The sequence below is a fragment of the Pontibacter vulgaris genome, from assembly GCF_022758145.1.
Taxonomy (GTDB): domain Bacteria; phylum Bacteroidota; class Bacteroidia; order Cytophagales; family Hymenobacteraceae; genus Pontibacter; species Pontibacter vulgaris.
Genome location: NZ_JAJVDH010000003.1, coordinates 287421 through 313728 on the forward strand (window position 1 = coordinate 287421; position 26308 = coordinate 313728).

The window sequence follows — 26308 nt, forward strand, 5'->3', positions numbered from 1 at the left end:
CAATCGTAATGCCATATATACCTAAAAGGAACTCAGCTAACCAGTACAAACAGCAGGCAGACATGCTGCTGCAACTACTGGAACAATTTGCAAAACCGAATACCGGCCTGCTTATCGCGTTGCCATCCGGAGAGGTTCTGGCTTCAAATTTATTATCAGCAGATTATTTCCCGGAAGGCTCCCCATCACAGGATCAGAAACTAAGCCAGCTCTTGGGCATAAACCTGGAACTGATTTTAAAACAACTACAGGAAAACCAATCCTATACAGCCGATGCCACCAGCGCCGGCAGGTACACACATTACTACTATACCCTGCGCCAGGTAAAATTCCAGGACAATACGTTTGTATATGTTGAGCTAACAGCCCCCAAACTAACTCCTGGTATGTTGCCTTTTGATGGCGATAGTTACCATAGCGTATTTGAGAACAGCACCGAACCGCTTTTTATACTTGACGGCGAAGGCTATTTTATAGATTTAAACCGAAGCGCCCTTAACCTGGTAGATCAGCAAAAGGAAAACCTGGTTGGCAAAAGTATTTTACGAAACTTTGGCCTTAACCTATTTGAGCGGGTTGCGCTTAAAGGTCAGTTACAACAGGCCCTTACCGGTAATCCTCAGAAATTTGAGTGGTGGTTGCGAGAGAAAACCCAAGAACTTTTACCCGTAGAAATTTCGCTACAGCCTGGCACTTTTAACGGGCATGAAGCTATTTTCGGATCGGCCAGGAATCTGTATGAAGCTGCGGGCGCAGAGCAGAAAGTGCATTTCAGAAATCATCAGCTGGAATTTGTAAACCACCTGATTACAAACCTTTCAACCTCTGACAGCAAAACGGAGGTACTGAATCATACTTTGGATGAACTACTGGCTAAAAGCGAAATTACCGGCGGATGCGTTTATACTTACTTACCTCACGAAGAAAAAGCAACCTTAGCTTACTCAGCCGGTGATGTAGATGCAGCAGCCCTGCCAGCAGAATTACACCTGCAACAAACACTTATAAAGCAGTTGCAAACGGCAGATAAGCGTAGGGCAAATGCCGAGTTATGCAATATGTTTGGGCAGCACATGCCATGCAAGCTGGAAGTCGTACCGGTCCATTCCTCAGGCAATCCCATTGCTTTTATACTTGTCTGGTCTAACTCCGAAACCAAGATCACACAATCATTCCTGTCCTTGCTTGATTTTATTGGAGGCGCCATCAGCAATTATATTGAGCGCCATGAGCTCATGCAGCAGCTGTCTAATACCGAAGACAAGTATAAAATGCTTTTCGAAAACTCCTACGATGCCATACTTTTATTTAAAGATGGCATCGTAGTAGATTGTAATGAAAAAGCGACCCAGTTTTTCAGATGCAGGCGTGAAGATCTTGTTGGCCGCTCTCCGGTAAATTATTCGCCCGAATACCAACCGGATGGGCAGCTATCATCGGAAAAAACCGAAAGGATTATGCGCCATGTAATTGAAACGGGCGAGCCCATGACGTTTGAGTGGAAAAACCGCCGCAAAGATGGCTCCCTGTTCGATGCTGAAATAAATGTAAACCGCGTACTTATTGACGGCGAATACTACATCCAGGCATTTAAGCGTGACATTACGCAGCGCAAACAGATGCAGCTTGCCCGGCGCCGCGAAGAAATTGCACAGGAGTCGATGGCCCGTTTCCGGAATTTCCTGGAAAAGGTTAACATCATTTACTATAGCACTGATATAAATGGCAACCTTGTTAATGCCAACGAATATTTCCTGAAATACATTGAGTATACTGCTGAAGAAGCTTTAGGAAAGAATTTTTACGAACTGCTTGTTCCTGCAAACGACCGGGCATCCCGCATGCACGATTTTTATCGGTCCTTAAAAACGCGCCAGCTAAATGCCTATTACGAACGTGATATACTATCCAAGTCAGGGCAACTGAAAACCATGCGATGGAACTGTATGTTCGAGTATGGCCCTGACGGTGAATTGGTTGGTGTTACCAGCGTCGGAAAAGACATGACGGATAAGCGCATTGCCATGGAAGCACTGAAGGACAATAAGTTACGCCTGCAGGACTTATTTGACAATGCCCATGACCTTATTCAGAATATCTCGGTAGATAATAAATTTATATTTGTGAACAGGGCTTGGAAAGAGCGCCTTGGCTATACCGACCAGGACATTGAAACCCTGACTCTGAATGATATAGTGCACCCTTATTACAAGGCTAAGCTCATTTACCAGCTTCGCAATTTGTATAAAGGCGAAAATGTAAACAAAATAGAAACTGTTTTCCTGACAAAAGCCGGCAAGCCGGTGCACCTTATCGGAAGTATAACCTGCAGCTGGCAGGATGGCCGCCCTATTGCCACTCGCGCCATTCTGCACGACATTACCGATCGTATAAAAGCAGAACGCCTGCAGAAAGTATACTACAGTATTGCCAACCTCGCTATCAGCAGTAAAGACTTAAACTCGCTTTACAGCGCCATACACCGCGAGCTGAGTAAGATTATTGAAACACGTAACATTTATATAGCCCTTTGCGACAACGATCATAAATACCTGCATTTTGTGTATTTGGTAGACCAGTTTATTAACAAAGCTGCCAAAACACAAGTTTACCGCTCGTTCTCCAAAGGCCTCTCCGAATATATAATCAGTACTGGCAAGCCACTTTTCATGCAAAAGAAAGAATTGCTGGAGCTGGCCGAAAGAGAGAACCTGGATGTAAAGGGAGAAATGCCCGAAGTTATACTTTGCTCGCCACTTGCCATAGGCGACCGCATTATTGGTGCCATCACGCTGCAGGATTATCAGAATCCGGATGCCTATGCACACACCGATATCGAAATTCTGCACTTTATATCTAACCAGGTTGCCCTTGCCATTGAGCGTAAGCGAAACGAAGAACAGATAAATAACCAGAACGCGCGCCTGAATGCGATATTTGAAAGTGGTTCGCACCACATGTGGTCGCTTAACAGGAATTATGAGCTTACTTCTTTTAACCAGAATTTTGCAAACACATTCCAACAACGTAGTGGCAAAGAACTGAAGCCCTTTACGCGCATGGACGATGATCATTTTAGAACTGTGCACGAACACGGGTTTGATTTCTGGAACGAGAAATACCAGCAGGCCTTTGAGGGTATTCCGCAGCACTTTGAAGTTCACCTACATAACCCGGAAACATGGCGCGAAGTATACCTGAACCCGAATTACCTGGAAGATGGCACCTTTGAAGAAGTATCGGGTATCGCACTTGATATTACTGACAAGAAACGATCTGAAGTTGCGCTGATACAGAATGAAGAGAAATTCCGACGTATCTTCGAATCTTTCCAGGATGTTTATTACCGTACTAACCTAAACGGAACATTAGAACTTGTAAGCCCATCGGTTTACGATCTGTTAGGCTACCAGGAGAAAGAGGTACTTAACATGAACGTTACTCAGTTTTATGCACATCCTTCCACGCGCGAAATTATTAAAAATCGTGTATTAAACGAGGGAAGTATACGTGACATTGAGTTGGAAATGATTACCAGGGATGGCAACATTAAAACGGTTATAGTTGACTCGCGCCTTGTTTATGACACAGAAGGAAATCCGGTTGCTTTAGAAGGTGTATTACGCGATGTTTCAGAACTGAAACGAACACAGGTAGCCCTTATTAAAGCGAAGGAAGAAGCAGAAAACTTGCTGGAAGTTAAAACTCAGTTTTTGGCTAACATGAGCCACGAGCTGCGTACGCCAATGAATGGTATCATAGGCATGATCGACCTGCTGAACCAGATTGTAACCGATGGCGAACAGCGCGAGTATATCGATACCCTGCGTAAATCATCGGATGCATTGCTGAATATTCTGAACGATATTCTTGATCTGTCTAAAATGCAGGCCGGCAAGTTGGTGCTGCACGAAAGCGGCATAGACCTGTACGAAACCCTCGATAAGATACATGCGCTTTTCAGTAACCGCGCTCAGCAGAAAGACCTTACCTTCACCTATAGTATTACGCCAGATACGCCGCAGTATATACTTACCGATGAAACCCGTTTCCTGCAGATACTTTCTAACCTTACATCCAACGCTATTAAATTTACCAACGCCGGCGAAGTAAGTATAAAAGTTAGCAGCACGCCACTGGAAAATGAGGAGTACATGTTGCACGTGCGCGTAAAAGACTCAGGTATAGGAATTACTCCGGAAGACCAGCAATTGCTGTTCACAGACTTTACCCAACTTGATAACTCCTCTACCAAAACGTTTGGCGGAACAGGCTTGGGCTTATCTATTTCAAGGCAGCTGACAGAAATGCTTGGAGGCGAAATTGGGGTAGAATCGGAACCGGGGCATGGAAGTACCTTCTGGTTTAACATCAGGTTCCGGAAAGCGAACCAGCAGGAAGTAGAACAACAGCTCCATCAGCAGTCTTTACTGAACGCAGAGGTAGAGGCCCTGAAAAACAGCCCATCGGTATTGCTTGTAGATGATAACCAGATAAACCAGAAAGTAGCTGAAAAACTGCTGGAACGTTTAGGATGCCGTGTAGATATAGCCTCAAACGGTTTTGAAGCCATTGAGTGTGCTACCAGCAAAAACTATAACATCATCTTCATGGATATCCAGATGCCGGAAATGGACGGTGTTACGGCTACCAACATTATAAAAGAGAAACTGGCTGATGCCTGCCCTCCTATAGTTGCCATGACGGCTTACTCCATGAAAGATGATGCCGTGAAGTTTATAAGCCAGGGCATGGATGATTATATATCCAAACCGGTAAAAAGCGCCGACCTGCATGCTGTTATTACAAAGTGGGAAAAAAGAACCTGGTACGGTGAACAGGAGACAGAAACTACCGAAAATGTACCAGCCACGGAAACCGAAGCCCCTGAACCTGCACAAAATATTATAGATGAAGAGATTGTAGGGCAACTGAAATTAATTGGCGGCGATGAATTTGCAAGACAGTTGTATGAAGACTTTGAGCTCGAAGCCGCCGAACTACTCGATGAAGCCAAAAAAGCACTCGAGGCACAACATTACAATAGTATTTTGAGTACATTGCATCAGCTAAAAGGAACCGGGTTTACCCTGGGCATCAATCAGCTTGCAGAACTTGCAAAGCAGCTTGAACACGATATTAAACAAGATAAGTTGGAAAGCGTTGATGATAATTTCTCCAAATTGCTGGAGCAGTACGAACACTACCGTAAAGCTTACAAAGAAATAATTATTTAATCCATTCTTATGGCAGATAGCAAAACCATTCTAATCGCAGAAGATAGCTCTGTGATCCTGAACCTGACGAAAAAAATTCTGGAGCTCCAGAACTACAAAATCCTTACAGCTAAAAATGGCGGTGAGGTGATGAAACAAGTAGGCAGCAACAAGATCGATGTTATTCTGATGGACCTGAACATACCCGTAAAAAGTGGTATGGAGTGCACCCGTGAAATTCGCAAAAGCGAAAACAAACAAATTGCCAATATTCCGATCATAGCTGTCACCGGTAACGCCAACAACTATAGCATGGAAGACTTTAAAGAGGCTGGCATTAATGCATACCTGCCTAAGCCACTTGATTTCGATATGCTGGTACAAACCGTAAAACAGTATACGGCGGAGTAAATGGAGTTAAAGTACACCCGCCCTTTCTTAACCAAGCTGGAGGATATTTTTGCGGAGTCGGATTTTGTGCTGCGCTACGAAAAGGGCAATTTTAAGGCAGGTTACTGTGTGTTAAAAGACATGAAGGTAGCTGTCGTAAATAAATATTTTAGTCTGGAGGGCAAGATAAATTGCCTTTACGACATTCTGCGTACCATTTCTGTGGATGAGAGCCGCCTGAGCGATAAGAACAGGCAGCTCTACCTCGATATCCGTAACCAAGAAAAGGCCAATTGAAAGTAACATTTTTAGGCACGGGCACTTCGCAGGGCGTACCTGTTATAGGTTGCTCCTGTGAAGTGTGCCGCTCTGTCGATTACCGCGATAAGCGGCTGCGCGTTTCCGTGCACCTGCAGGTAGAAGACAAAAGCATCATCATCGATTCGGGCCCAGATTTCAGGCAACAGGTGCTGCGCGAGCGTATACGCCGCCTGGATGCGCTCGTGTTTACGCATGAGCATAAAGACCACACCGCCGGCCTCGATGATATACGTGCCTACAATTTTTCTCAAAATAAAGACATGCCGCTTTATGGCGAGGAGCGTGTGCTGGAACAGCTGAAACGTGAGTATGCCTACATCTTTTCGGGTTTGCAATATCCGGGCATTCCCCGCGTAGAGCTTTATCCAGTCACCGAAACTCCTTTCGAAGTAGAAGGCGTACTCTTCACCCCCATCCGGGTAAAACATTACAAGCTTCCTATTTTTGGCTATAGAATCGGCGATTTCACCTACATCACCGATGCTAATTTTATTGCTGAAGAAGAGAAAGAAAAAATAAAAGGCTCTAAAGTGGTAGTGTTGAATGCGCTACGTATGGAGCCGCATATCTCGCATTTTTCATTTCAGGAAGCGATAGAATTGTTGCAGGAACTGCAACCTGAACGCGCTTACCTAACCCACATCAGCCACCTGTTGGGGCAGCACCGCGAGGTAGAAACCCAGCTGCCTGATTTTATACATCTGGCTTACGATGGCCTTCAGATAGAAGTATAAATTGACGGGCTCTGAGTTCAGGGTGCTGAGTTAGGGGCCAGATCCCAGAGATAACTTTTTAACCGCAGGCCTTTACACTTGTGCCCCCTTTTGTGTCTTCAGAAAATGTAATTCGTAATTTTAAAAAGTGCATCAGAATTACTACCTTATAAAACAACTTACCCAGCAGCTGCGGCCTATACTTATAGGCATGCAGGTAGTAACTTGCTTTAGCCAGAACAAAGATGAGCTTATAATTGGCTTTACTTCCGGGAGCCGGGAGTTTTACATCAGGGCAATGCTTACCTCCCACTTTTCGGCATTGTCTTTTCCTGGCGAGTTTAAACGGGCTCGTAAAAATACTGTAGAGCTTTTAAAGCCACTGCTTGGCCAGACAGTTGAAAACATAGTGCAACACATGAACGAGCGCAGCTTTTACATAGAACTTACCGGAGGAATGTTGCTGCTCTTCAAGCTTTTTGGTAACCGCTCTAACATTGTACTCTACCAACACGGCGAGGCCATCGATCTTTTCCATAAAAAATTCAGCAGTGACCTGGATCTGGACCCGATGCAGATGGACCGCCCACTGCCCCAGAACTTTGCCGCCTTTTCGGCTGCTGATGGTAACCTCAAGAAACTATACCCTACTTTCGGCGACCTGCCAACTTTATACTTAGAAGACCAGCACTATAGTACAAAGCCGCTGGAACAAAAATGGGAAATAGTTCAGAATGTGCTGGAACAGCTGGAAAACCCGGAGTCATACTTTATTACCAAAATCAGCGGGAAATTGCGCCTGTCGCTGCTTCCACTTGGCGATATACAACAGACATTCAGCACCCCAATTGAGGCACTAAATGCCTACACCCGAAGCTATTTAACCGAAACCGGTTTTGGCCAGCAGTACGAGCAATCAAAACAACAACTCACCAAAAAACTGACAGGCACCCAATCTGTACTGGAGCAATCGGAGGCAAAACTAAACGAGTTAAAGTATAACCGCTCCTACTCCCAGACTGCCGATGTAATTATGGCAAACCTGACAAATATTCCGGCCAGGGCGAATGAAGTGGAATTATACGATTTTTATACCGACCAGAACCGCCTTATTAAACTTAAAGCCGGTGAAACACCTCAGCGTTTTGCCGAGCGCCTGTACCGGAAAGCTAAAAACCAACACGTAGAGGTGCGCCAGCTTGAGGAAAAAGTAGAGCGAAAACTGGAAGAAGTAATTTTGCTGGAAGATGCCTTGCAGGCTTTGGCAGAAGTTAAGGGCTACAAAGAATTGAAAGCTTACCTGCGTGACTACGCGCATTTATTTACAACAAGGCAGCAGGTACAGCAGGAAGCCCCTTTCAGACTTTTCGAAACAGAAGGCTTTAAGATACTTGTAGGTAAGAGCGCCAAAAACAACGACGAGCTCACCCAACGCCATACTTTTAAAGATGATCTGTGGTTACATGCCAAAGATGTATCGGGCTCGCATGTGGTAATAAAGCACCAGGCTGGTAAAACTATACCTGTTACCGTTTTAGAAAAAGCAGCCCAACTTGCCGCTTACTATTCTAAACGCAAAAACGACTCGCTTTGCCCTGTTCTTTATACTCCTAAAAAATACGTTCGGAAACCAAAGAGCGCCCCTGCCGGCGCAGTGTTTGTAGAGCGTGAAAAGGTGTTATTAGTAAAGCCTGAAAATCCGTTTGAAAAGAAAGTATAGCTACGCAGCAGAATTGCAATTCCCGTTTTCAAACCGTAGCGAAGAATCAGCTACGGTCGAAGTATAATTGGCTACTGCCAAAGTATAAACCTACCCCTCTGAGGCGGCGAATTAGACTAATGCTGTAGCTGAAAGTATAGCCTGCTTACAATCAAAGTATAAACTGTAGCTATGAAACTATGCTTGTACCTCGCGAGAAGACAATAGAAGATTTTTGGATAGGTATTCAAACAAAAGAGGCCAGCTTTTCAGCTGGCCTCTTTTGTTTGAAGTGCGCGCGGGGAGATTCTCACCTACCCCATTAAACACTATCAAACAGCTCTTTAGCTACTTTCACAATTAAGGGTCACTGATTAGGTCATTTTAAAAGTGCTCTTGTATCTAATGGACTTTGATAATAATACCTTTAGATACTTCTATTTAAGTACAAGTATGCCTAAACTAGGCACAGTTGATGGGCTCTTCAAATCCAGGTTATTCTTACACAGCTATCGCTTTGGTATAAGCTTTCCCATAAGATGTTCTGTTTTTGAAATCCGCAAGAGTGTGCTTAAGAACTTTTATAAAACTATACTGGTCTATTAATAATTCAGTTGTGGAAGAGAGGTAAAGATGGCATTCCTTCTCCTTATTTATGCTCAATGTAAGTACTACGTTCTTTGATAATCGAGACTCATACTCAATTTCTCCTTTACTTATTTTGAAATCCTTACCTCTATAGTAGTAAATTAATTCATTTCCTTTTAAATATAGTTGGTTTTTCAAATCTCGTGAGTAATCAACTATAGTCATAAGTGGATAGAAAGCTGGGAAAACGAAAACTATAAAGAAAGGCCATGGTTCCCACTTTACCCAAGGAATCATGGGAGCAAAATCTTTAACGGCTATAACAGTATCATGAATTGCATTTATGTCCCAGAGGTTGGAATCAAACTCATATTTATAGAATAAATAGAATTGATAACCAATAACCGCAATTAATGGGGAATTGATTATAAGCGTTATAAAGGTGTGTAAATACCAATATCTTCTTTTTAACCTAGTTAAGATTACTTCTTCGTGAACTGAAGAGGAAAGAATGTCTAAACTAGTATCGGTTAATATAGAGTTATCGATTCCATTATAAGTTAAAGATTCAGAATAACTTGATTTACCTTCGCCATTTAAAGCAGAAAGTAATTTAGTATCTACATAATCTTTATTCTTTTCGATAACTGAACTTAGATTTGATTTACGCGCATGATTACTATTAAATTTTGACCTTATTGCATTCATAAAGAGTAGAACTGCTAAAGCAAGTAATAAGGCACACCCCAAAAACACTCCAAATAGACCAGCTCCTCTTTCTGTTTGAGCAAGAGTAAAGAAACTGCTAATAGCAGAAAAGCCTAATACTACGCTTATTACAATCTTAAATGCTTTCATTTTCTAACTATGTTATGTATGTGAATATTCATCACGAATATTACAATTAGTAAATATAAGTATAATAGACTTATATGATGTATACTAATATGTGGTAACATAAAAGTGGTATTCTAAGGACTTTGTGCTCATGATATCAGAGCAGGAAGTCCTTGTAAGAATAGGTAATAGATTAAAAGAAATAAGAATTGCAAAAGGGTATACTAGCTATGAGGACTTTGCCTTAGAGCATGGTATAGCCAGGATGCAGTACTGGAGGTTAGAAACAGGCAAGACCAACCCCACTATTAAAACCTTATATAAGGTACTTGAGATACACCAAATAACCCTACAAGAGTTCTTTTCTGAAGGATTCTAATTGTGACAAATGCTTTTATGAGTCTTTTGAAAAGCCTGCTTAGGCAAAAAATTCTTGAGTGCTTTAAATTATTATAACACTCAAATGGCTTCTTCAATAAAGAAATATTTAACGCTTAAAGCTGTTTATTAGTTGACCATACTCATTCAGCAAAAGTGAGTAAAGTAAGCAATATTTGATGCTAACGCTAGGATTAAGGAATTACAGCACAAGAAGTTGGTGTTTACTTTTTCAAGTTAAAATCAGTTAATCCCGCATTTGTAGATTTATCCATTATAGTATTAGAATTATAAATCTCTATATGCTTAATTATGTGTTCTTCTAATTCTTTAAGCCATGTGATTGATTCTGTATTAACATCATAAATGAAGTTTAATAGAATATTATGTTCTATAATTAAATCTACTTCCTGCCCAAAAATAATTTGTTGGTCTTTCGAATCTAAGTATGAATTGATACCTGCTTCTAATAGACCTTTGTTAATAAAAAAATCATCATCTCTAATAATGTATTTATCTAATAGAATAGTAGGTTCCCACTGAATAGCCTTTTCTATTAACCTTGCATCTAAGTGACCACTTATTTTATTTCTCAAATGGTTTATAAAGCTTAACTTTTTATTTAGTGTCTTTTTCTTTTCAATCAAAGAAACATCTTCTTTTGAAATGGCATTAAAATCACCAAAGCTATCTTTCAGGTTTTGCAATGGAATCAAGCAGTATCTTATTAATCTAAGTATACTTAAGAAATCTTTTTCAGCTAATATTTGGGCGTGAAAGTATTCTATATCTTTTCTCAAAAGTCTACATTTAAAGAAAAGCACATTATTTTTTAGCAAAGCAAAACGGTTTAATAATATTATTTATTCTTTAAAGTACGTTAGGTAAGTGAATATAAGAACTATTAGTGCATTCACAACAACTGCTACAATTTTTGTTATACTCCATATTCCATTTAATTTTTCTTTTTGAACACCCCATCTGTATGGTCTATTTCTCCATGAGTTAGGACAACTTTCTAAAGCTAAAAGTCCATCATAAGAAATGTGATATGTTGTATTAGTGTTACCAGATTTAAAAACAGATGTAGTAGTATAAACATAACCATCCTTTTCTAACTTTTGTAAAGCAGTAGCTAATAGTTCATCATCTTCATCTTTAAATTCTGGTACACTTTCTCTTGATGCAGAAAATGAAGTATGTTCCTTCATATACAAAAGAACTCTGTCGAGGAAGTCTATATTCATTATCGTGATGTAATTAGTATAATTCAGCAATTAATTTTTCTGTTCCTCTAATCAAATCTTCAATTTCATCTGCTTTAGGTTCTCTCTCTTTAGGGTGTGCGCTCATATTTCGGATATCACCTAATCGCTGTATCAATCTCCAAGTTGGAACATCAATAATGCATTCTTTTTTTAGCTCTTCGTTGAAATCTGAAATAGTTGGATGTGCTTTTTTGAATTTTAAATTATGGTTGGTGCATACTTTCCCTAAATGTGTTTCTAATGTCACACCTGCAAGTACTCCAGAAGCTCTAATATGCTTTTTCTTTAATAGGTCTTTAGAAGCTTCAAGCTCATTATCAAATAATTCACTTTGAAGTATACCTTCAATGTTAGAAAGAATGCTATCAATTCGGTCTATACCTGATTCTAAAATAGCAAGCTGGTTTTCCATCTTAGCAGCAAATGCAGAAAATGAATCAAAAACATACTCAATCCCTCTTCGCACTACTATGTTTAGAAGATAATCATTTATAGTATAGGAACTGTATGATATATCTTTCCTCTTTTCGTTTTTGTAGTAGTTTGTAAATTCATCTATTCTGTCAGGAAACACCTGTTTTACAACTAATAATGCTTTGGAATACCAAGCTTGATATGAGTTTCTTAGAGATGAAAAATTCTTCAGGAATTTCTTATAGTTATCTAACTCCTTTAGTTCTTGGATTTGAGTTTTAGATAACTTATTGTTTGTTAGTGCTTCATGATAAAAAATCATCTTGCCTTCATTTACAAGATTGATGATTTCTTTCTTTATCGCTTTCTTTTGTGTTTCCATAACTTGTCTATAACTATATATAGAAAGCAATATAAATAAAAAAAGCTTTTCTAGGGAAATACAATATTTAGTAGTGTATTCTAGGAATGATATATTAGTATTCAGCTCTTTGACAGTAAAAGAATAGAAGTAGAAATCATAGCTAACTCAGATTCTAAAATTTTATTAATATATTTAAATATTAACTAGCTTTTAAACTGATATTCAAAACTAAATAGACCAATGGTAGAAGACTACGAAAGCCCTAGCTTAGCCTATGATTACAAATTTACTGGTAGTAGCCAATATACGCTTAATGAAAACAACTATATCATAGCTGTAAAGGAAGACTCATATTTTGCTGACAGGAATGTTGTTCCTCTATGTTACATAACAGAAAACTATCAGGACTTAGAAATCGATGAAGAAGAAATTGGTAATAAAATCCTTGTTAGTAGCCCTGCGAGAGACACTGAAACAGAAGATATTACAGTGAGATTTTATAAAAATGAATTATTCAAAATTTGTAGAGGGCAGTTAAAATACAATGAAAAACATGACTATGATTATAACTTACCTAAAAAGTGGACCTTCAAAAGTAATTTACAACATTTCTCTAAAAATGAGATAATCGAGTTATTTGAAGGTACTATTGACTCAAGTAAAACTAGGATACTTTTAAAAGATAAAGAGTTAATTAACGAAAGATACTTTGAAACTCATCAAGCATTTTTTGTAATCCATCAAGAGAGAATAATTGGTCCATTTACTGTTAATAGTATTGATGATGAGGGATACTTTTTAGTAGATAAAAGCAAAGAATTCAAGTTTGGTGAGTATAAAAATGATAATAAAGGCATAATCGAAGTAAACGCAAATAACCTCAATAGAAAAATTATTGTTAATAAATCAGTATTCAAGGATAAGTATATAAAAGAATTTGATTTCATTAGTGATAAAGGCTTAGTAGCTTGGTTCAATGAGGAATTGATGTCTCAAAATGAAGATTTTTTTAATCAGAGTGGTATAAGTTTAGTCTTACAGGAGATTGAAAAAGCGAGCAAGCTTAATGGAATAATAGGTAATAAAGAACGTGCTGAACGTATTTCAAGAATACTTTCAAATACGAAAGAAAAGATAATCACGAAGCAAAATTTATTAAAAGTTATACCTGAATATCAAGGTGTAAAAGAAGAACTAGAACAGCTTGAATTTAAAAGATTAGAGATTAGGAATGCTTTAGACCAAAAGGAAGCAGAGCTAGAAGCAACCAACAGTAAAATTATTGATGAAGAAAAGGCTTTAGCTAACTTAAAAAATGAGTTAGAAGAACTAAAGAATCAAGTTGAGGTAGAGCAGAATAGAATAAGAGAAAATATAAAGAATGAGATTTCTGAATTAGAAAGAAGGAAACAGCAATTAGATACTGAGATAGAGAAAGAAAGAAGCAATAAATCTGAAGAGCTGGATAGGCTAAAGAAAGAAATTGAATATAAGGAACATAGACATCTTGAATTGAAGACAGCTATTGATGCATTAAAGAAAGACTTTACATCAGAACAAAAAAGTGCACAAGAAAAACTATCTGAGTTAGTTAAACAAAACACCCACTTCAACTTTATAAGTGGAAGAGACCTGCCTTCTGATAATAGCGAGAATTCTCATTTCAACAACCATATAATTGCAGGAGAATCTATCTCAACTTATAGAAAGCTTAGGGATGGAATACATGAAATATTGAAAAGCCAGCAACGGTCATTTGAAAATCATTTTATCGATAACCTTTTAATATCAATTCATCAGAATACACTTACTCTTTTTGCTGGCCTGCCTGGCACTGGGAAAACTTCACTTGCTAAAATATTTACTTCAGCTTTAACAGTACCAGAAAGAATTAAGGAAATACCAGTTGCTAGAGGCTGGACTTCTCAGAAGGATTTAATAGGATTTTCTAATCCTTTGACTAAAAAGTTTCATGAAGCGCCAACAGGACTTTACCAGTTACTAAAGCAGTTGGATTACGAATGGGATAATGGTTTATACTTAGACTCTCCATTAGCTTACGTCATACTTGATGAGGCAAATCTCAGTCCATTAGAACATTACTGGTCTATCTTTAATAACACAACTGATAGTTTTGCTACTACTTCAAAACCATTGTCTATTAATCTTGGGCAGTCAGAAATAATTAGACACGCTAATGCACTTCGCTTCATTGGTACCATAAATTATGACCAAACTACAGAAGAATTATCTCCTAGAATATTAGACAGAACTAACATAATTCGGCTGATGCCTAATCAGTTTCAAATAGAGAACATTAGCAGTAATGAAATTGAATCACTAAAAATAAATCTGCAGAATACTATAAACTTATTCAATCTATTTGATTTTAAAAGTGATATTAACGCTATTCAAATGCCAGAAAAGTTAGGGGTTAAATATGAGAGTGTTAAGAAGATTTTTAATAAGCTAAATATTTACATAAGTCCTAGAGTTGATATTGCAATAAAAAGATACTGCTCTTTAGCTAGTACAATTATGACAGAAGAGAGTAGACCACTGGACTATTGCATAGCTCAAAGATTGCTACCACTGATTAATATTCAGTCGAATAAAAAAAGTGAACTTGAGGAATTATTAGCAGTAATACAAAGCCTTAGCTTAGATGATTCTGTTTCTGCGAATATATTGACAGATATCATAAAGATAGGCTCAGCACCTGGATATACTCAAGATAGCTATAGTTATTTCCTTACTTTAAATCATGTTTAAAGTCTTCGAAATAATTAATGGGCAATATAAAGAAGTGCCCTTAGTGGATGGACTTTATACTGTTCATGAACTTGGTCATTATCAATTAGAATATGCAGCAACAGAAGTAAATCATAATGTCTTTTTTATTGAAGATGAACATATCAATGAGAGGCATATTAAAGAGAAAGGACCAAATAAGGTCATAACAAAACAGTTTCGTTTTTTTGAAGATTATTTTGGTTTTGCGAAAGTTCAAATTAATGAGGAGGTCTTTCAGTTTAATATCTTAGGGGAAAAGTTTGAGTTAAAGGAAATTGAAGATATTATTCTATACCTTTTTGAGCACAATCACCTAGTGTTGAATGAGTTTGTGTCCAAAAGCTCAATTGGGGGAGATAATGTTTATAAAGGAAAGGAATACCTATATTCTTCTAAGTATCTAAACTTAATTGATAATTTCTGTACAATCTTCGAGCAGTTGTTTATTAGCTTCAAGAGTGTTCCTCATACCGTAATACGAAAGAGATTTGAAGTATCAAGCTATTCAAATCAAGCTGTTGATAACAAGAGCATTGAATGGGTTTTACAAAACTTAGATACAGTTTTGTTTGATAATAGTCTTAAATATCACCCAGATGCTATAAATGTCTCAAATGACTATGGGTTGATTGAAACAATAGGTTCTGATAAGAATATTAGTTCCTTTGCTACTTATGAAAATGAAATTATTCTTGGAGCATTCTATTTCTTAAAGAAAGTAATATCTGAGATAAAGAGTGTTATAAATGCAAGGTTAAATCTCAATAATAATTCACAAGATAGCTATGTACTTTCTCAATACACGGACTTTAGGGATTTAAAGAAAATACCTTTCCTAAGATTATTAAAGAATCTAGAGAATTTAGATGTTCGTGTATCAAGAGTTGCTATTCGTTATCAGAATTTATTTAAAGATGCGAAGCCTAATAATCAGTTTCCTAAACTCACACCAATATTCTATAAATACAGGCACTACCAAAAAGCTTTTAATCAAATCAAATTGCTTAGAAACTCTAATTATAATATAGCCGGAGAAATTCATTTATTGAATATTAGAAAGCTAAGCGAACTATATGAGCTTTATAATCTTAATGTTATTGTTGAAATATTGAGCGAAAGTTTTGATAACAATTTGTACGAAAAGGAAATCACTTATTCTGATAAACATAAGGTTATTTCTAAAATTGTGTTCAAGAATTTAAGCAGTAATATTACTGTTACATTATTCTATCAACCTTTAATAAATAATAATACAAAAGGATTAGATCTAATAACGATAGGGAATTTAAAACTGCAGGAAAAACATTGTAAGCCTGACTTTGTCCTAGAAATAAGAGATTCAAGTGAGTTAAGGTATTATGTGTTAGACGCCAAGTATAGTAAGATTAATACTGTGAAGAACCTTCACCTAACAACTTGCTTAAAGAAGTATATTATTGATGTAGGAATAAAAGATAAACCTTATCAAAAGCCAGACTACTTAATTCTATTACATCCAGATAGTAATGATGATGAAAGTAACCTCATTTATAGTGAATCTCATTACCCTAAAATTAGAACTCTCATATCAAAGCCAAATTATAGAATGCAAATTAGAGACATCATTAAAGGTATCAATGGTGTAAGCAGATAAGGGATAATAGGCGTACTTAAAGTTGTATGTGAAGTTAGAAGACAGGTAACTAGTTACTAATCACCTGTCTCTACTTCATAACTTGCAAATTACAACTTTGCTACGTTCTTTCAGTGGTTTGATTTTAAGGAGTAACCATCTCACAGAACAATGCCTAAGAAATTCAGTATAACTCCTTGGCCCTTATTCAAGGCCGGTAATAATATAGTAATAAGGAGGAATGTATTTAAAATGATGATGTGGGTATAGTTTACTCTGAATCGAATAAAGTATAGTACCGTTATCCCAACTCAGTATTCTGTCTACCTGCAACTCCTCTCCTTTTCTTATACCCCGGATATTTTGGGTACACAATACTTTAAAAGGACAGTAAACTCTCTGGATATGATATTTAGAAACAAAAAGGCAGCTGTTAGAGAAGTTATTGGGCTCAGGTTTTAAAAGAAACTTTGTTATCATTTATCTATTTAAAAAGAATGAAAAATAAAAGGGTGACCGAACTAATCACCCTTAATACCTTTTCTAAACTGCTGCCTTAATTTCAAATACTTCCTGTTCAATAGTCCTAGGGTTAGGATTGTAGTAGTAGACATAGTTTAAGGTAATGACCTCATCGCTGTTAGGCACCTTATAATCATAAGGCTCGCTTTCCATCTTTTCAATAGTACCAGGCAGTTGCTTACCTACTAAGGCCTGACATACTACATCATCTAATGTACTGGTAATAGAACAGGTTCTAGCAGTAGCATAATACCTTCCTGACTGCTTGGAGAGAATCATCTCCACGTCTCCTTGTAAAATCAGTGCATTAAATTGCTTGCCATCACCTGATGTTCTTTTTACAAAGTTTGTAACTGTTACCATGTGTTTAAATATTTAAGGTTAAACATTGGTGGGGGTATCCCAACCTTCGAGTTAAGGTGGGGGTGTGTTAATAGGCCTTGGTGGAGAAATCAGAAACTTAAAAAATAAAAATTTAAAAAATATTTGAAGCTAACTTGATAACATATAGTCTAATTAAAGCTATATATATTGTTATGTGCTTATTTTCTGTAGTGAGAATAATACCTGAATTTTCGAGCTATTACATAGAGCAATGAGCACAGAAACATTAACTAAAATGTAAAAAGCACTAGATAACTCATCTAGTGCTCTTTTATTACATTTAAAATCTAAAGAAATTAAGCAGCAACAGTCATCGTAGAAGGGACTTGGTGAACTGTTTCTGTTTTCACTCTAGGCTTTGGCAGATGTAGCTGCTCAAATGTGGCTTGAATTACTCTTCTTACAACAAGTGCATCCTTTTCCATCACAAGAAAGCTGTCGTGTATTGTAGTGAACAGAATTCCTGCCTGATTAATGTTGGCTGCACAAAGTTTTAGCAGCAATGATGATTCAATCCTCTGAGCTAACATTGGGCTGTTTGCATGCATCTTGTACTGCTTTTTATTATGGTTTGCTAAGTTCTTCCAGTTCAGCTTTTTAATCTCTAAGTTCAAATTAAAAAGAGAAGGGAAACATGAGCGAATAAAATAAAGAGCTAGCGGCTTCATCTGCTTATCTGTAAATCTACCTACATGATAGGTATCTTTAGACCGTGTTATCAGTGCCATAACTTTTGACCCTATATTTTCTGGTGCTTTAGGGTAAGATGAATAACACGCTAGGTAAAACACATCTTTGGCTTCATCTCTGTTAATCTCGATATCATAAAGCTGTTTAAAGCCCTTCATGATATATTCGTAGATTTTGCCTTTCAAGCATAAATTCCGGAATTTGTTAAAATCTTTCATCCCGCAGTATTTCTCGAGTATGGGTATTGCCTCTGCACATTCTTCAGCTAAGGTTTGTACAAGTTCAGGGGTAATTAGACTTAAAAGCAGGGGCTGACTATTTACAATATCTATGTTAACTAAGGGTTTACCCTCGAATCCTTGAAACTCTAGGTACTGCCTGAATACTCTTTTTAGCGTTGTGTGCTTTGCATGAAATCTGTTTCCAAAAGTATCAACTGTGATAGGTGTTTCTACACTGTTAAAGAAGGCAACATACTCCTCCCCAGTTAGCATAATATCTCTTGTGCGGTAATATATGGTCAAACTTTCTCTTAACTCCTGGCTATCCTTTAGCTGCAAAAGGTCTGTATTACTTTGAAGTACCGAGTAAATGGCATGTGCTTCTGTGCCCTTACTCCTCAGCTTGTTTAGCTTACTGACAATATATGTGTCCTCTGTTACATCAGTACGTCTAAAGGAAGTGTATCCAACTATGCGATATTTCTTTGTACTATGCCCTTTACCATATGCTTCAACTTCATGAATCTCGCCTGTGGTCTTATTTACCCAGTCTATTTTAGCAACTTCAACGATGTTTTTGCTTTGCAGCAGGTCTGTTAATGCAATGTATTCTTTACCGAAGATGGTTCTCCTTTCAGTTTTACTTATCTGTACAAAGCCTTCATTGCCTTCGTTGTCCTTGCTGTTCAGGTATGTATTCTTTATGATGATGCGATGCAAAAATATCTGTACTTTCTTGATTGCTTCTTCAGATAGGCCGATGCCTAATTTGTGCTGTAAATCTGTTCTTGTAAGATGAGCAGGCGTGAACATAACTCTCCTGCCCATAGTGTTATTTATGGTCTCCATATAGTTCTATCTTTGAAATGAATAATAAATTGACCACAAACATGCTTATCCTGAGCAAGACAGGATGCACAACTGCTTTATGCTGCAATAGCAAAACAATTAACAGCAGTTACTAAACTTACTGCTTGTCCAGAAAGTGTTTGTGGATTTAAAAAGACAGGTACAAATGCAGAATAGCTAAGCCCACTATGATTTCAGATGCTATTGCAATGTAATGTTACTTTTGATGCTGCAATATCAGAAACTTCTTCTATTTGCTAAAATATTTTTGTTAATGTTTTACTTTTTTTTAGTTATTCTTACTCGGGGGCAAAGCCCCGAGCAGAAATAATAAATCTACCTATAATAATACTATACCAATGTGTACACCCGCATAATATAAATAGGCTAGCAGGAGCGTATGAAGGTTTTTACACAACGATTTACAAAAGACTTTGAAATTGATGGCGGACACCTTCTGTATTTAAATAATGTTATTTACCTAATGGAAACCTCAAGATAGCTTCTCTCTTAGCACTTTCATGGATTCTGCTATCAAGCGAGCTTCAACTTTAGCATAAATCTGAGTGGTCTTGATGTTATCATGCCCCAGCATTTGCTTCACTACTTCCATCGGTATACCATTTTGTAAAGCGATGGTAGTTGCAAAAGTATGTCTCCCTATATGTACTGTGAGTTTCTTCCTGATGCCACACAAATCCCCTATCTCTTTTAAATAGGCATTAAATTTCTGGTTGGATGGGATGGGTAGCAGGTAACCAGAGGTTAAGACCTTTTCATGTTCTGCATACTTCGCAAGGATTACCTTTGCAGGTGGCAGTAAAGGGATAGCACAGGCATTCCCTGTCTTCTGGCGCTCGGTGAATATCCATTCTTCTCCATCTACCCCGATGCCTAAATTTTCCTTTTTAAGGTGCTTGGCATCCGTGAAAGCTAACCCTGTATAACAGGTAAAAAGAAACATATCCTTTACTATCTCCAGTCTTTGTACAGAAAATTGCGCGGCTTCTAATATCTTCAGTTCTCCTTCATTCAAGGGTAGTCTGACCACCTTTTCCTTACTCATCGAGTGTAAAAGGAAAGGGTCTTTTTGAAGGTAATCATACTTCAAGGCTATCTTCACAGCCTTCTTTACCCGCTGAATGTGCTTGATAGCGCCATTTTGCCTGCACTTCCCTTTCGTCTTTAGATAAAGCTCAAAGTCAGCTATAAACCTATAGGACAGGTCTTTCAGCTTGAAGTCCTGCAGCTTGTATTCCTCTTCAAGAAAGGCAATAAGATGGTTCTCTGTGGCCCTGTAAGCGTTATAGCAGCTCAAGCTATACTCCACTCCTATCTTGGCTTGCACGTCTCTCACAAGCTTGGAGAACACATCCAGTAAGGTAGGTTTCTTTTCTTCTATACCAAGGACTCCATTCTTGATAGCCGCTAGGTCTACATCTTTACCTGCTTCTATCAGCTTGTTGTAATGCTGTTTAGCTCTTAGTTTAAAAAGGTCTATGGTATCATTAATAGCTTTGGAAAGGTCTGATTTACCCTTCACCTTACCTTTGGCTGAGTCCCATAATTCAGGTTTGATGTAGTGTTTGGTAGATATTTCACTGATACTGCCATCTATGGTTATTCTGATGATGACAGGTACCTCACCCAGTTTATTGGGTTTGTTTCTTCTGACCATCGCCAGGATGGTAAATGTGTGCTGTGTCTTCATGGTTCTTGCTCTTTAAGAAGACCATTTAAATACAAGTTACACCAGTACAAATAACACTTAATCAGAAACTTACAAGCTTATTCGTGACCCAGTTTACCTGATGATTCCAGGTCACTGGATTGGTCACTGAGAGACAGGTAATAAGAGAAGCAAAACAGGCTTTAAAAACAAAAAAGCCCTATCCGTTAGAATAGAGCTTTTAAAGTGCGCGCGGGGAGATTCGAACTCCCACACCCGAAGGCACCACCCCCTCAAGATGGCGTGTCTACCAGTTTCACCACGTGCGCAGGTAAAATGTGGTTGCAAAAGTAGCGAGCACTTCTGATATATGCAATAGCTGGTATACTTCCTGCCAGAATTTAAAACCTCCGCATTTTATACTTGTCCTTGTATCATTAACATAACTTATTTATTGGCTTGTGGCAGCGTATACCGTAAGCCTATAAAGGTTCTGCGGCCCTGTAAAGGCGCGAAATTATACTCGGTATCAAATGTATAGTTATTCGGGTTGTCAACGGTTACCTGCTTGTCAAAAGGGTCGAAAGGGCGCATAAGCGGGTGTTTTGGCATGAAGTCAAAAATATTCTTTACCCCACCGTATACTTCCAGCCCACCGGGCAGTGTTTTGGTAAGCTGCAGATTCTGGAGCGTAAACCACGGCGATTGGTCCGGTCTGAAATCATTTTCCTGTACGGGCAGGTACATTGGTCCTTTTATACTTCCGGTATAATCAAGGGTTAGGCCCAGGCTTTTAAACTGGTAAGATGCGGCAAACGTGGAAGAGAACTTTGGCGCATGTAACTGTGGCACACGTTCTTTATTTCCTTCCCCAGCTTTCTCTACCTGGTATACATCCATCAGTGTGAGCCCTGCATTTATTTTAAGCGGAAAAGTAAAGGCTACTTCTGCATCCATTGCTACACCTTTGGAAATAGCGTAGCCGCTTAAATTATCATAGATGATCTTGTTGTTATCTGTCAGGAAATCTGCTACAATTTTATTTGTGAAATAAGTATAAAAAGCGGTTCCTTCCAGTTCGAGGTAACCTCCGTTCAGGTTTATATAACGCTGGTAATTCAGGCTGGCATTATAGGATTTCTCTGGTTTAAGGGCATTTGCAATCACAACCTCACGTGCACCTGTCAGGGCGGCATGGTCTTCGGTGAAAAGGTTAACAACACGGTAACCGTTGCCCAGACTCAGCCGGAAAGTGTTGTGCTCATCCGGGCTCCATTTGGTGTTGAAACGCGGCGTAAGTATACTGCCATGCTCCGAATTATAGTCGTAGCGAAGTCCGGCCAGTAAGGTTGTGCTGGTTGATGCTTTGAATTCATCCTGTAAAAAAACGCCTGGCAGCGAAGTATAAACCGGTTTATTGGCTATGCCTGCCGCTGCATCCGATTGCTGCGTAGCAGGCGTATTATCATCATAGAAAGTATAACGGTAAGCGGTGCCCAGTAACAGATTGTGTCGTTCGCCTAAGGGTTTGTCCCAAACCAACTGACCAAATAACACCCGCTGCTGCCCTTTGTAAGTGGTGGTGCCATACGCCGAGTTCTGGAGATGATCATTAAAAGAGTAGCTCAGCAGCAGGTTCTCCTTTACAGGCAACTGGTAAGCTCCTAACAACTCGTAGCGGCGTGTGTAAACCGATTCGCCGTAAATGCTGTCGCCACCACGGTAGGCCGGCGACCACTGCAACTCGCCCCCAAACCTGTCTTCGTAATAATAGCGTGCTGCCAGTTCTGCTGTGCGCTTGCTTTGCCTGTTAAAGCTCCATTTGTTAAAAAGTGAGATCCGGTGCTGCAGCGGGATATCCGTAAAATTGTCATCGTTTACATCGCGCCTGTCCTGGTAGCGGAAGTAGTTGGCACTAAGGATAGTAGAGGCCGATTTAAAACGCTGGCTTATTCCAAAATCTGCATTCAGCTCCTTCTGCGAAGTATAAAAAACATCTGCGGCCAGCCGTGGCGCTTTTGCAGGGCTTTTAGTGATCACGTTTATTAAACCGGCAACAGCTTCGGATCCATACAAAGTTGAGGCAGGACCTTTTACAACTTCTACCCGCTCTATCAAACTGTTAGGGATGCTGTTCAGACCATAAACCGTAGCCAGCGCGCTAACTATAGGCATGCCATCTATCAACACCATGGTATAAGCGCCTTCCATGCCATTTATGTGTATATCGCCGGTGCCACACACATTGCAGTTTATTTGCGGCTGCACGCCATTCACTACCTCCAAGGCTTCGAACAAAGCTGGCGTTGGGTTTTTCTGAAAATACTTCGGGGTATAGATCTCCACCGCAACCGGCGACTCCAGCAAGTATGTTTCGCGCATGGTACCGGTTACAACCACCTCCTGCAGCCGAGATGTACTCTCCTCCAGCTCAGCTTTTATACTTACTACCTCTCCATCGTTAACGGTTATACTTTTAGAAAATGGCTTATAGCCAACTGCCGTAACTATTAACTTATACATGCCAGGTGGCACTTGCTGCATTTCAAAGTGGCCGTTTGCTCCTGCAGTGGCTCCTAAGCTTGTACCCTCCAAACCTATACTTGCATACGGCAAGGGCTGGCCTTTACTCCTCACTTCCCCTTTTATACTTCCCTGCTGTGCAAATACGGCTAAAGGAAAAATCAATAATAATACGAGATACAATTGCTGCATATTTAAATCATTTTAAAAATATATACGCAACATTACGAAATTAAAGTTTAGGTTAGTCTAAATTTTAATTTAAATAAATTTTAATATTCTATATTCAGAACTGAATTTCAAACAATTGCCTGCTGACAATGAAAGATTTATGAAAGTATAATCAAATCGAGAAACCAACTTGGGCAGATATGGTGTTGCCTATTTTCAGGGAGCTGAAATTGGCAGGTTACTGAGATTAAAGGCAATCAGTTATCCTTCTTGTTTATTAGGACTTTTCGGGGCTTATACTTAGTTTTATGATATAGCACATAAAATTCAGGACAGAAGCCATAAGTATAAATATATATGAGCATACAAATAGACGGATTATCGAAAGCGTTTGGAAAGCGAAAGGTGTTGCAGGAGCTTAACCTTACTATTGAAAAAGGCCAGTGTTACTGCCTTCTGGGTAAGAACGGGGTAGGAAAAAGTACTTTCCTGAATTGTATACTGGATCTGATAAAGCCTGATGCCGGCACTGTAAGCTTATTTGGCAAAGACTATGCTACAAACAGCCTGGAACTGAAGCAAAACCTGGGCGCCCTGTGCGAAGATAATCCGCTGATAGAAGAATTTACCGGCCTTGAGTACCTGAACTTTGTTGCCAAACTATACCGTTTACCGCAGCACGAAGCCGACCAGCGCATCAGCAGCCTTACGGGCTACTTTTTTTCGGATAAAGAATCGCTTCACAAAAATATAGCCGGCTACTCTACCGGCATGAAAAAAAAGATCGGCATTGCAGCCGCTATACTTCATAAACCCAGCGTACTGATACTGGATGAGCCTTTTACCGGCCTTGACCCTATTGCAGCGCAGTTACTTGTGCAACTAATACGAAATTATGCATCGCCAAACCGGGTTATACTTATCTCATCTCATGACCTGAACTATGTTGAGCGCGTGGCTACACATATTGGTGTACTAAACGATGGCCAGCTGATGTACCACGGATCGGTGCAGGAGTTTACCATGAACGGCGAGAGCCTCATAGACCAGGCCCTGTTTCAGTTGCTGCTGCCACACCACAATACTACAGAAGCAAACATCGACTGGATGTTAAATTAGTGAAAAGTTAAAAGGTACAAGGTAAGCACCGGTTTGCAGTACTTACCTTAACTCATAACTCTAAACTCTTAACCGAATTAAATGGATCTGATCTTATTTTCCTGCAAAGCAAGGCTACAGAGCTATTTCCGGCAGAAGCGTACCCAACGCATACTGTTGCTGCTGCTGGGCATTGCGATGTCGGTGTTTTATAGCTGGATGTTCTCTTACCTGCTGCAGAAGGCACATGAGGGCGGCATAAACCCAAGCGTTGAAAAAGTGCTGGGCTATACCAATCTTTTTATACTTGCCATAACAATTATGCGCAGTTTTTTCCCGGCCTACATTCCTAAAACAGAATTCATACATCGTATTTACCCGATTAAGCCGATGCAGAAATTCTGGGTTGAGTTGGTGGTGGAACTGGCCTCGCCTTTCTACTTTGTGCTGGTCAGCTTTTTACTCATGCTGTTTATACTTTCTCCGGATTATGGAGTAGGTCATTTGCTGCAGAGTTTAATGGTTTTCCTGACGGCCCACATTACACGCCGGTCGCTGCAACTGCTGGTAGAGCGCCGTATTAAATGGCGCCAAAGTGCTTTTATAACGGCAGCTATAATGGCCGGTGCCTTCGTAGCACTGCAGGTTCGGGAGCCCATGTATGAGCCTATTACCTCGCCTTTACTTCTGATTGTTCACCTGGCGGCTTTAGGCTTCTTTACGGCATCGAGTTACTTTTTAGAGCAGGCTGCATTCGAGCCGAAACAAAAAGTTGTGAGCTACAGCCAGAATTCGCGCCGCAGCCTGGCCTGGCGCCTGTTCAAAAACAACAAAATAGCCAAACAGCTCATCTTGTTCGGGCTGGCTTTTAAAGTACTTATGCTGGCTGCCGATGCAGGTGCTTATACCACTAAAGGCGTGCATCTGTACGATCAGAACATCAGCATCTGGATGTTTGTAGGCCCACTGGTACTCTATACTTATGTATTCAATAATGTCTGGGGCTTTTATAAAACGCTGTGGCTAACAACAGAGCGCGCCAGCGGCAATATCATCGATTTCCTGAAAGCCAGCCTGATGCCTTTGCGTGTGCCTTTGCTGCTGGATGCCGGTTTGGTAGTGCTGTATGTAGCCTTTTTTAACAAGGAGCACGCCGTATTTATTTTACTCATGTACTTTACCTCGGTGCTGGTGCTTACGCCAATTGGTATTATCGCTTCATTCCTGAGCCCGAAAGTAGTGCGCGGAGGTGTTATGAGTTTCGGGGCCAAAACCTCCTACCTGTATACTTTCATTTCTATTCTGCTGATAGGTTTATTGTTTCTGCCCTTACTGCACCCGCTTTTATACCTGGTATATCCGGTTGTAATCGGAATAACGATTTTTGCAGTAGTTGCTGTGCTTAAAGAATATCCGAAGTATAAATACCAGTTGTTTGAGCGCTTGTATAAAACAGAAGTATAAGCAGGATTTATACTTAAACAGAAAGCCCCGGTACTGCCATGCAGGCCGGGGCTTTCTGTTTTCAGCAGCTTTTGACTACTACTAAAATCACGACTTGAAAAGTATAAGCATAAAAAAAACCACT

At 39.3% G+C, this 26308-nt stretch carries 18 protein-coding genes and 1 tRNA gene; 10 read left to right on the forward strand and 9 right to left on the reverse strand.

Annotated elements, in window-relative coordinates; translation table 11 throughout:
• Positions 1–8: 8 nt before the first annotated feature.
• The 5 genes from LWP20_RS06630 (at position 9) to LWP20_RS06650 (ending at position 8360) form a co-directional block, all read left to right on the forward strand.
• Complete coding sequence (locus LWP20_RS06630) at positions 9–5237, forward strand: PAS domain S-box protein (protein ID WP_242927337.1); 5229 nt, start codon at positions 9–11, stop codon at positions 5235–5237.
• Positions 5238–5246: 9 nt separating this feature from the next.
• Complete coding sequence (locus tag LWP20_RS06635) at positions 5247–5627, forward strand: response regulator (protein ID WP_242927338.1); 381 nt, start codon at positions 5247–5249, stop codon at positions 5625–5627.
• A complete protein-coding gene (locus LWP20_RS06640; RefSeq protein ID WP_242927339.1) occupies positions 5628–5903 on the forward strand; it encodes a hypothetical protein in 276 nt (91 codons plus the stop codon).
• Entirely contained in the window at positions 5900–6661 is a 762-nt protein-coding gene (locus LWP20_RS06645) for an MBL fold metallo-hydrolase (protein WP_242927340.1), read from the forward strand. The genes LWP20_RS06640 and LWP20_RS06645 overlap by 4 nt, the downstream gene beginning before the upstream one ends.
• A 127-nt stretch (positions 6662–6788) precedes the next feature.
• Complete coding sequence (locus LWP20_RS06650) at positions 6789–8360, forward strand: NFACT RNA binding domain-containing protein (protein WP_242927341.1); 1572 nt, start codon at positions 6789–6791, stop codon at positions 8358–8360.
• Between the two features lie 480 nt (positions 8361–8840).
• Here LWP20_RS06650 and LWP20_RS06655 read toward each other — a convergent pair whose 3' ends face one another.
• Positions 8841–9785 carry a hypothetical protein gene (locus tag LWP20_RS06655; RefSeq protein WP_242927342.1) on the reverse strand — a complete coding sequence of 315 codons (945 nt, stop codon included), beginning with the start codon at positions 9783–9785 and terminating at the stop codon, positions 8841–8843.
• A gap of 130 nt (positions 9786–9915) precedes the next feature.
• Between LWP20_RS06655 and LWP20_RS06660 the strand changes: the two genes are divergently transcribed.
• Positions 9916–10143, forward strand: a complete 228-nt coding sequence (locus LWP20_RS06660) for a helix-turn-helix transcriptional regulator (protein ID WP_242927343.1) — start codon at positions 9916–9918, stop codon at positions 10141–10143.
• Between the two features lie 223 nt (positions 10144–10366).
• Here LWP20_RS06660 and LWP20_RS06665 read toward each other — a convergent pair whose 3' ends face one another.
• The 3 genes from LWP20_RS06665 to LWP20_RS06675 all read right to left on the reverse strand — a co-directional run bounded on the left by LWP20_RS06665 (position 10367) and on the right by LWP20_RS06675 (position 12206).
• Positions 10367–10942 (reverse strand): hypothetical protein, encoded by a 576-nt coding sequence (locus LWP20_RS06665; RefSeq protein WP_242927344.1) that lies wholly within the window; start codon positions 10940–10942, stop codon positions 10367–10369.
• Positions 10943–11005: 63 nt separating this feature from the next.
• Positions 11006–11389: a hypothetical protein gene (locus LWP20_RS06670; protein ID WP_242927345.1), complete on the reverse strand. Its 384-nt coding sequence runs from the start codon at positions 11387–11389 to the stop codon at positions 11006–11008.
• 13 nt (positions 11390–11402) lie between these two features.
• The gene (locus LWP20_RS06675; protein WP_242927346.1) at positions 11403–12206 is read right to left on the reverse strand and encodes a hypothetical protein; all 804 of its coding nucleotides are present in this window, start codon (positions 12204–12206) and stop codon (positions 11403–11405) included.
• Between the two features lie 222 nt (positions 12207–12428).
• On the opposite strand from LWP20_RS06675, the gene LWP20_RS06680 reads away from it, so the two are divergent.
• The gene (locus LWP20_RS06680) at positions 12429–14960 is read left to right on the forward strand and encodes a DUF8727 domain-containing protein (RefSeq protein WP_242927347.1); all 2532 of its coding nucleotides are present in this window, start codon (positions 12429–12431) and stop codon (positions 14958–14960) included.
• Positions 14953–16614 carry a nuclease domain-containing protein gene (locus LWP20_RS06685; RefSeq protein WP_242927348.1) on the forward strand — a complete coding sequence of 554 codons (1662 nt, stop codon included), beginning with the start codon at positions 14953–14955 and terminating at the stop codon, positions 16612–16614. Before LWP20_RS06680 ends, LWP20_RS06685 begins: the two co-directional genes overlap by 8 nt.
• 522 nt (positions 16615–17136) lie before the next feature.
• Here the strand turns inward: LWP20_RS06685 and LWP20_RS06690 are convergent.
• From LWP20_RS06690 to LWP20_RS06710, 5 genes are all read right to left on the reverse strand, one after another.
• Complete coding sequence (locus tag LWP20_RS06690; protein WP_242927349.1) at positions 17137–17478, reverse strand: hypothetical protein; 342 nt, start codon at positions 17476–17478, stop codon at positions 17137–17139.
• A 317-nt stretch (positions 17479–17795) separates the two neighbouring features.
• Entirely contained in the window at positions 17796–19259 is a 1464-nt protein-coding gene (locus LWP20_RS06695) for a hypothetical protein (protein WP_242927350.1), read from the reverse strand.
• Positions 19260–19752: 493 nt separating this feature from the next.
• The gene (locus LWP20_RS06700; protein ID WP_242927351.1) at positions 19753–20970 is read right to left on the reverse strand and encodes a site-specific integrase; all 1218 of its coding nucleotides are present in this window, start codon (positions 20968–20970) and stop codon (positions 19753–19755) included.
• Between the two features lie 205 nt (positions 20971–21175).
• Positions 21176–21257: transfer RNA gene (locus tag LWP20_RS06705), tRNA-Leu, on the reverse strand.
• Positions 21258–21375: 118 nt separating this feature from the next.
• Positions 21376–23643 carry a TonB-dependent receptor gene (locus LWP20_RS06710; RefSeq protein WP_242927352.1) on the reverse strand — a complete coding sequence of 756 codons (2268 nt, stop codon included), beginning with the start codon at positions 23641–23643 and terminating at the stop codon, positions 21376–21378.
• Between the two features lie 336 nt (positions 23644–23979).
• Between LWP20_RS06710 and LWP20_RS06715 the strand changes: the two genes are divergently transcribed.
• Together LWP20_RS06715 and LWP20_RS06720 are read left to right on the forward strand one after the other, a co-directional pair.
• A complete protein-coding gene (locus LWP20_RS06715) occupies positions 23980–24741 on the forward strand; it encodes an ABC transporter ATP-binding protein (RefSeq protein WP_242927353.1) in 762 nt (253 codons plus the stop codon).
• Between the two features lie 81 nt (positions 24742–24822).
• Positions 24823–26184, forward strand: a complete 1362-nt coding sequence (locus tag LWP20_RS06720; RefSeq protein ID WP_242927354.1) for a ribosome-binding factor A — start codon at positions 24823–24825, stop codon at positions 26182–26184.
• Positions 26185–26308: the final 124 nt, after the last annotated feature.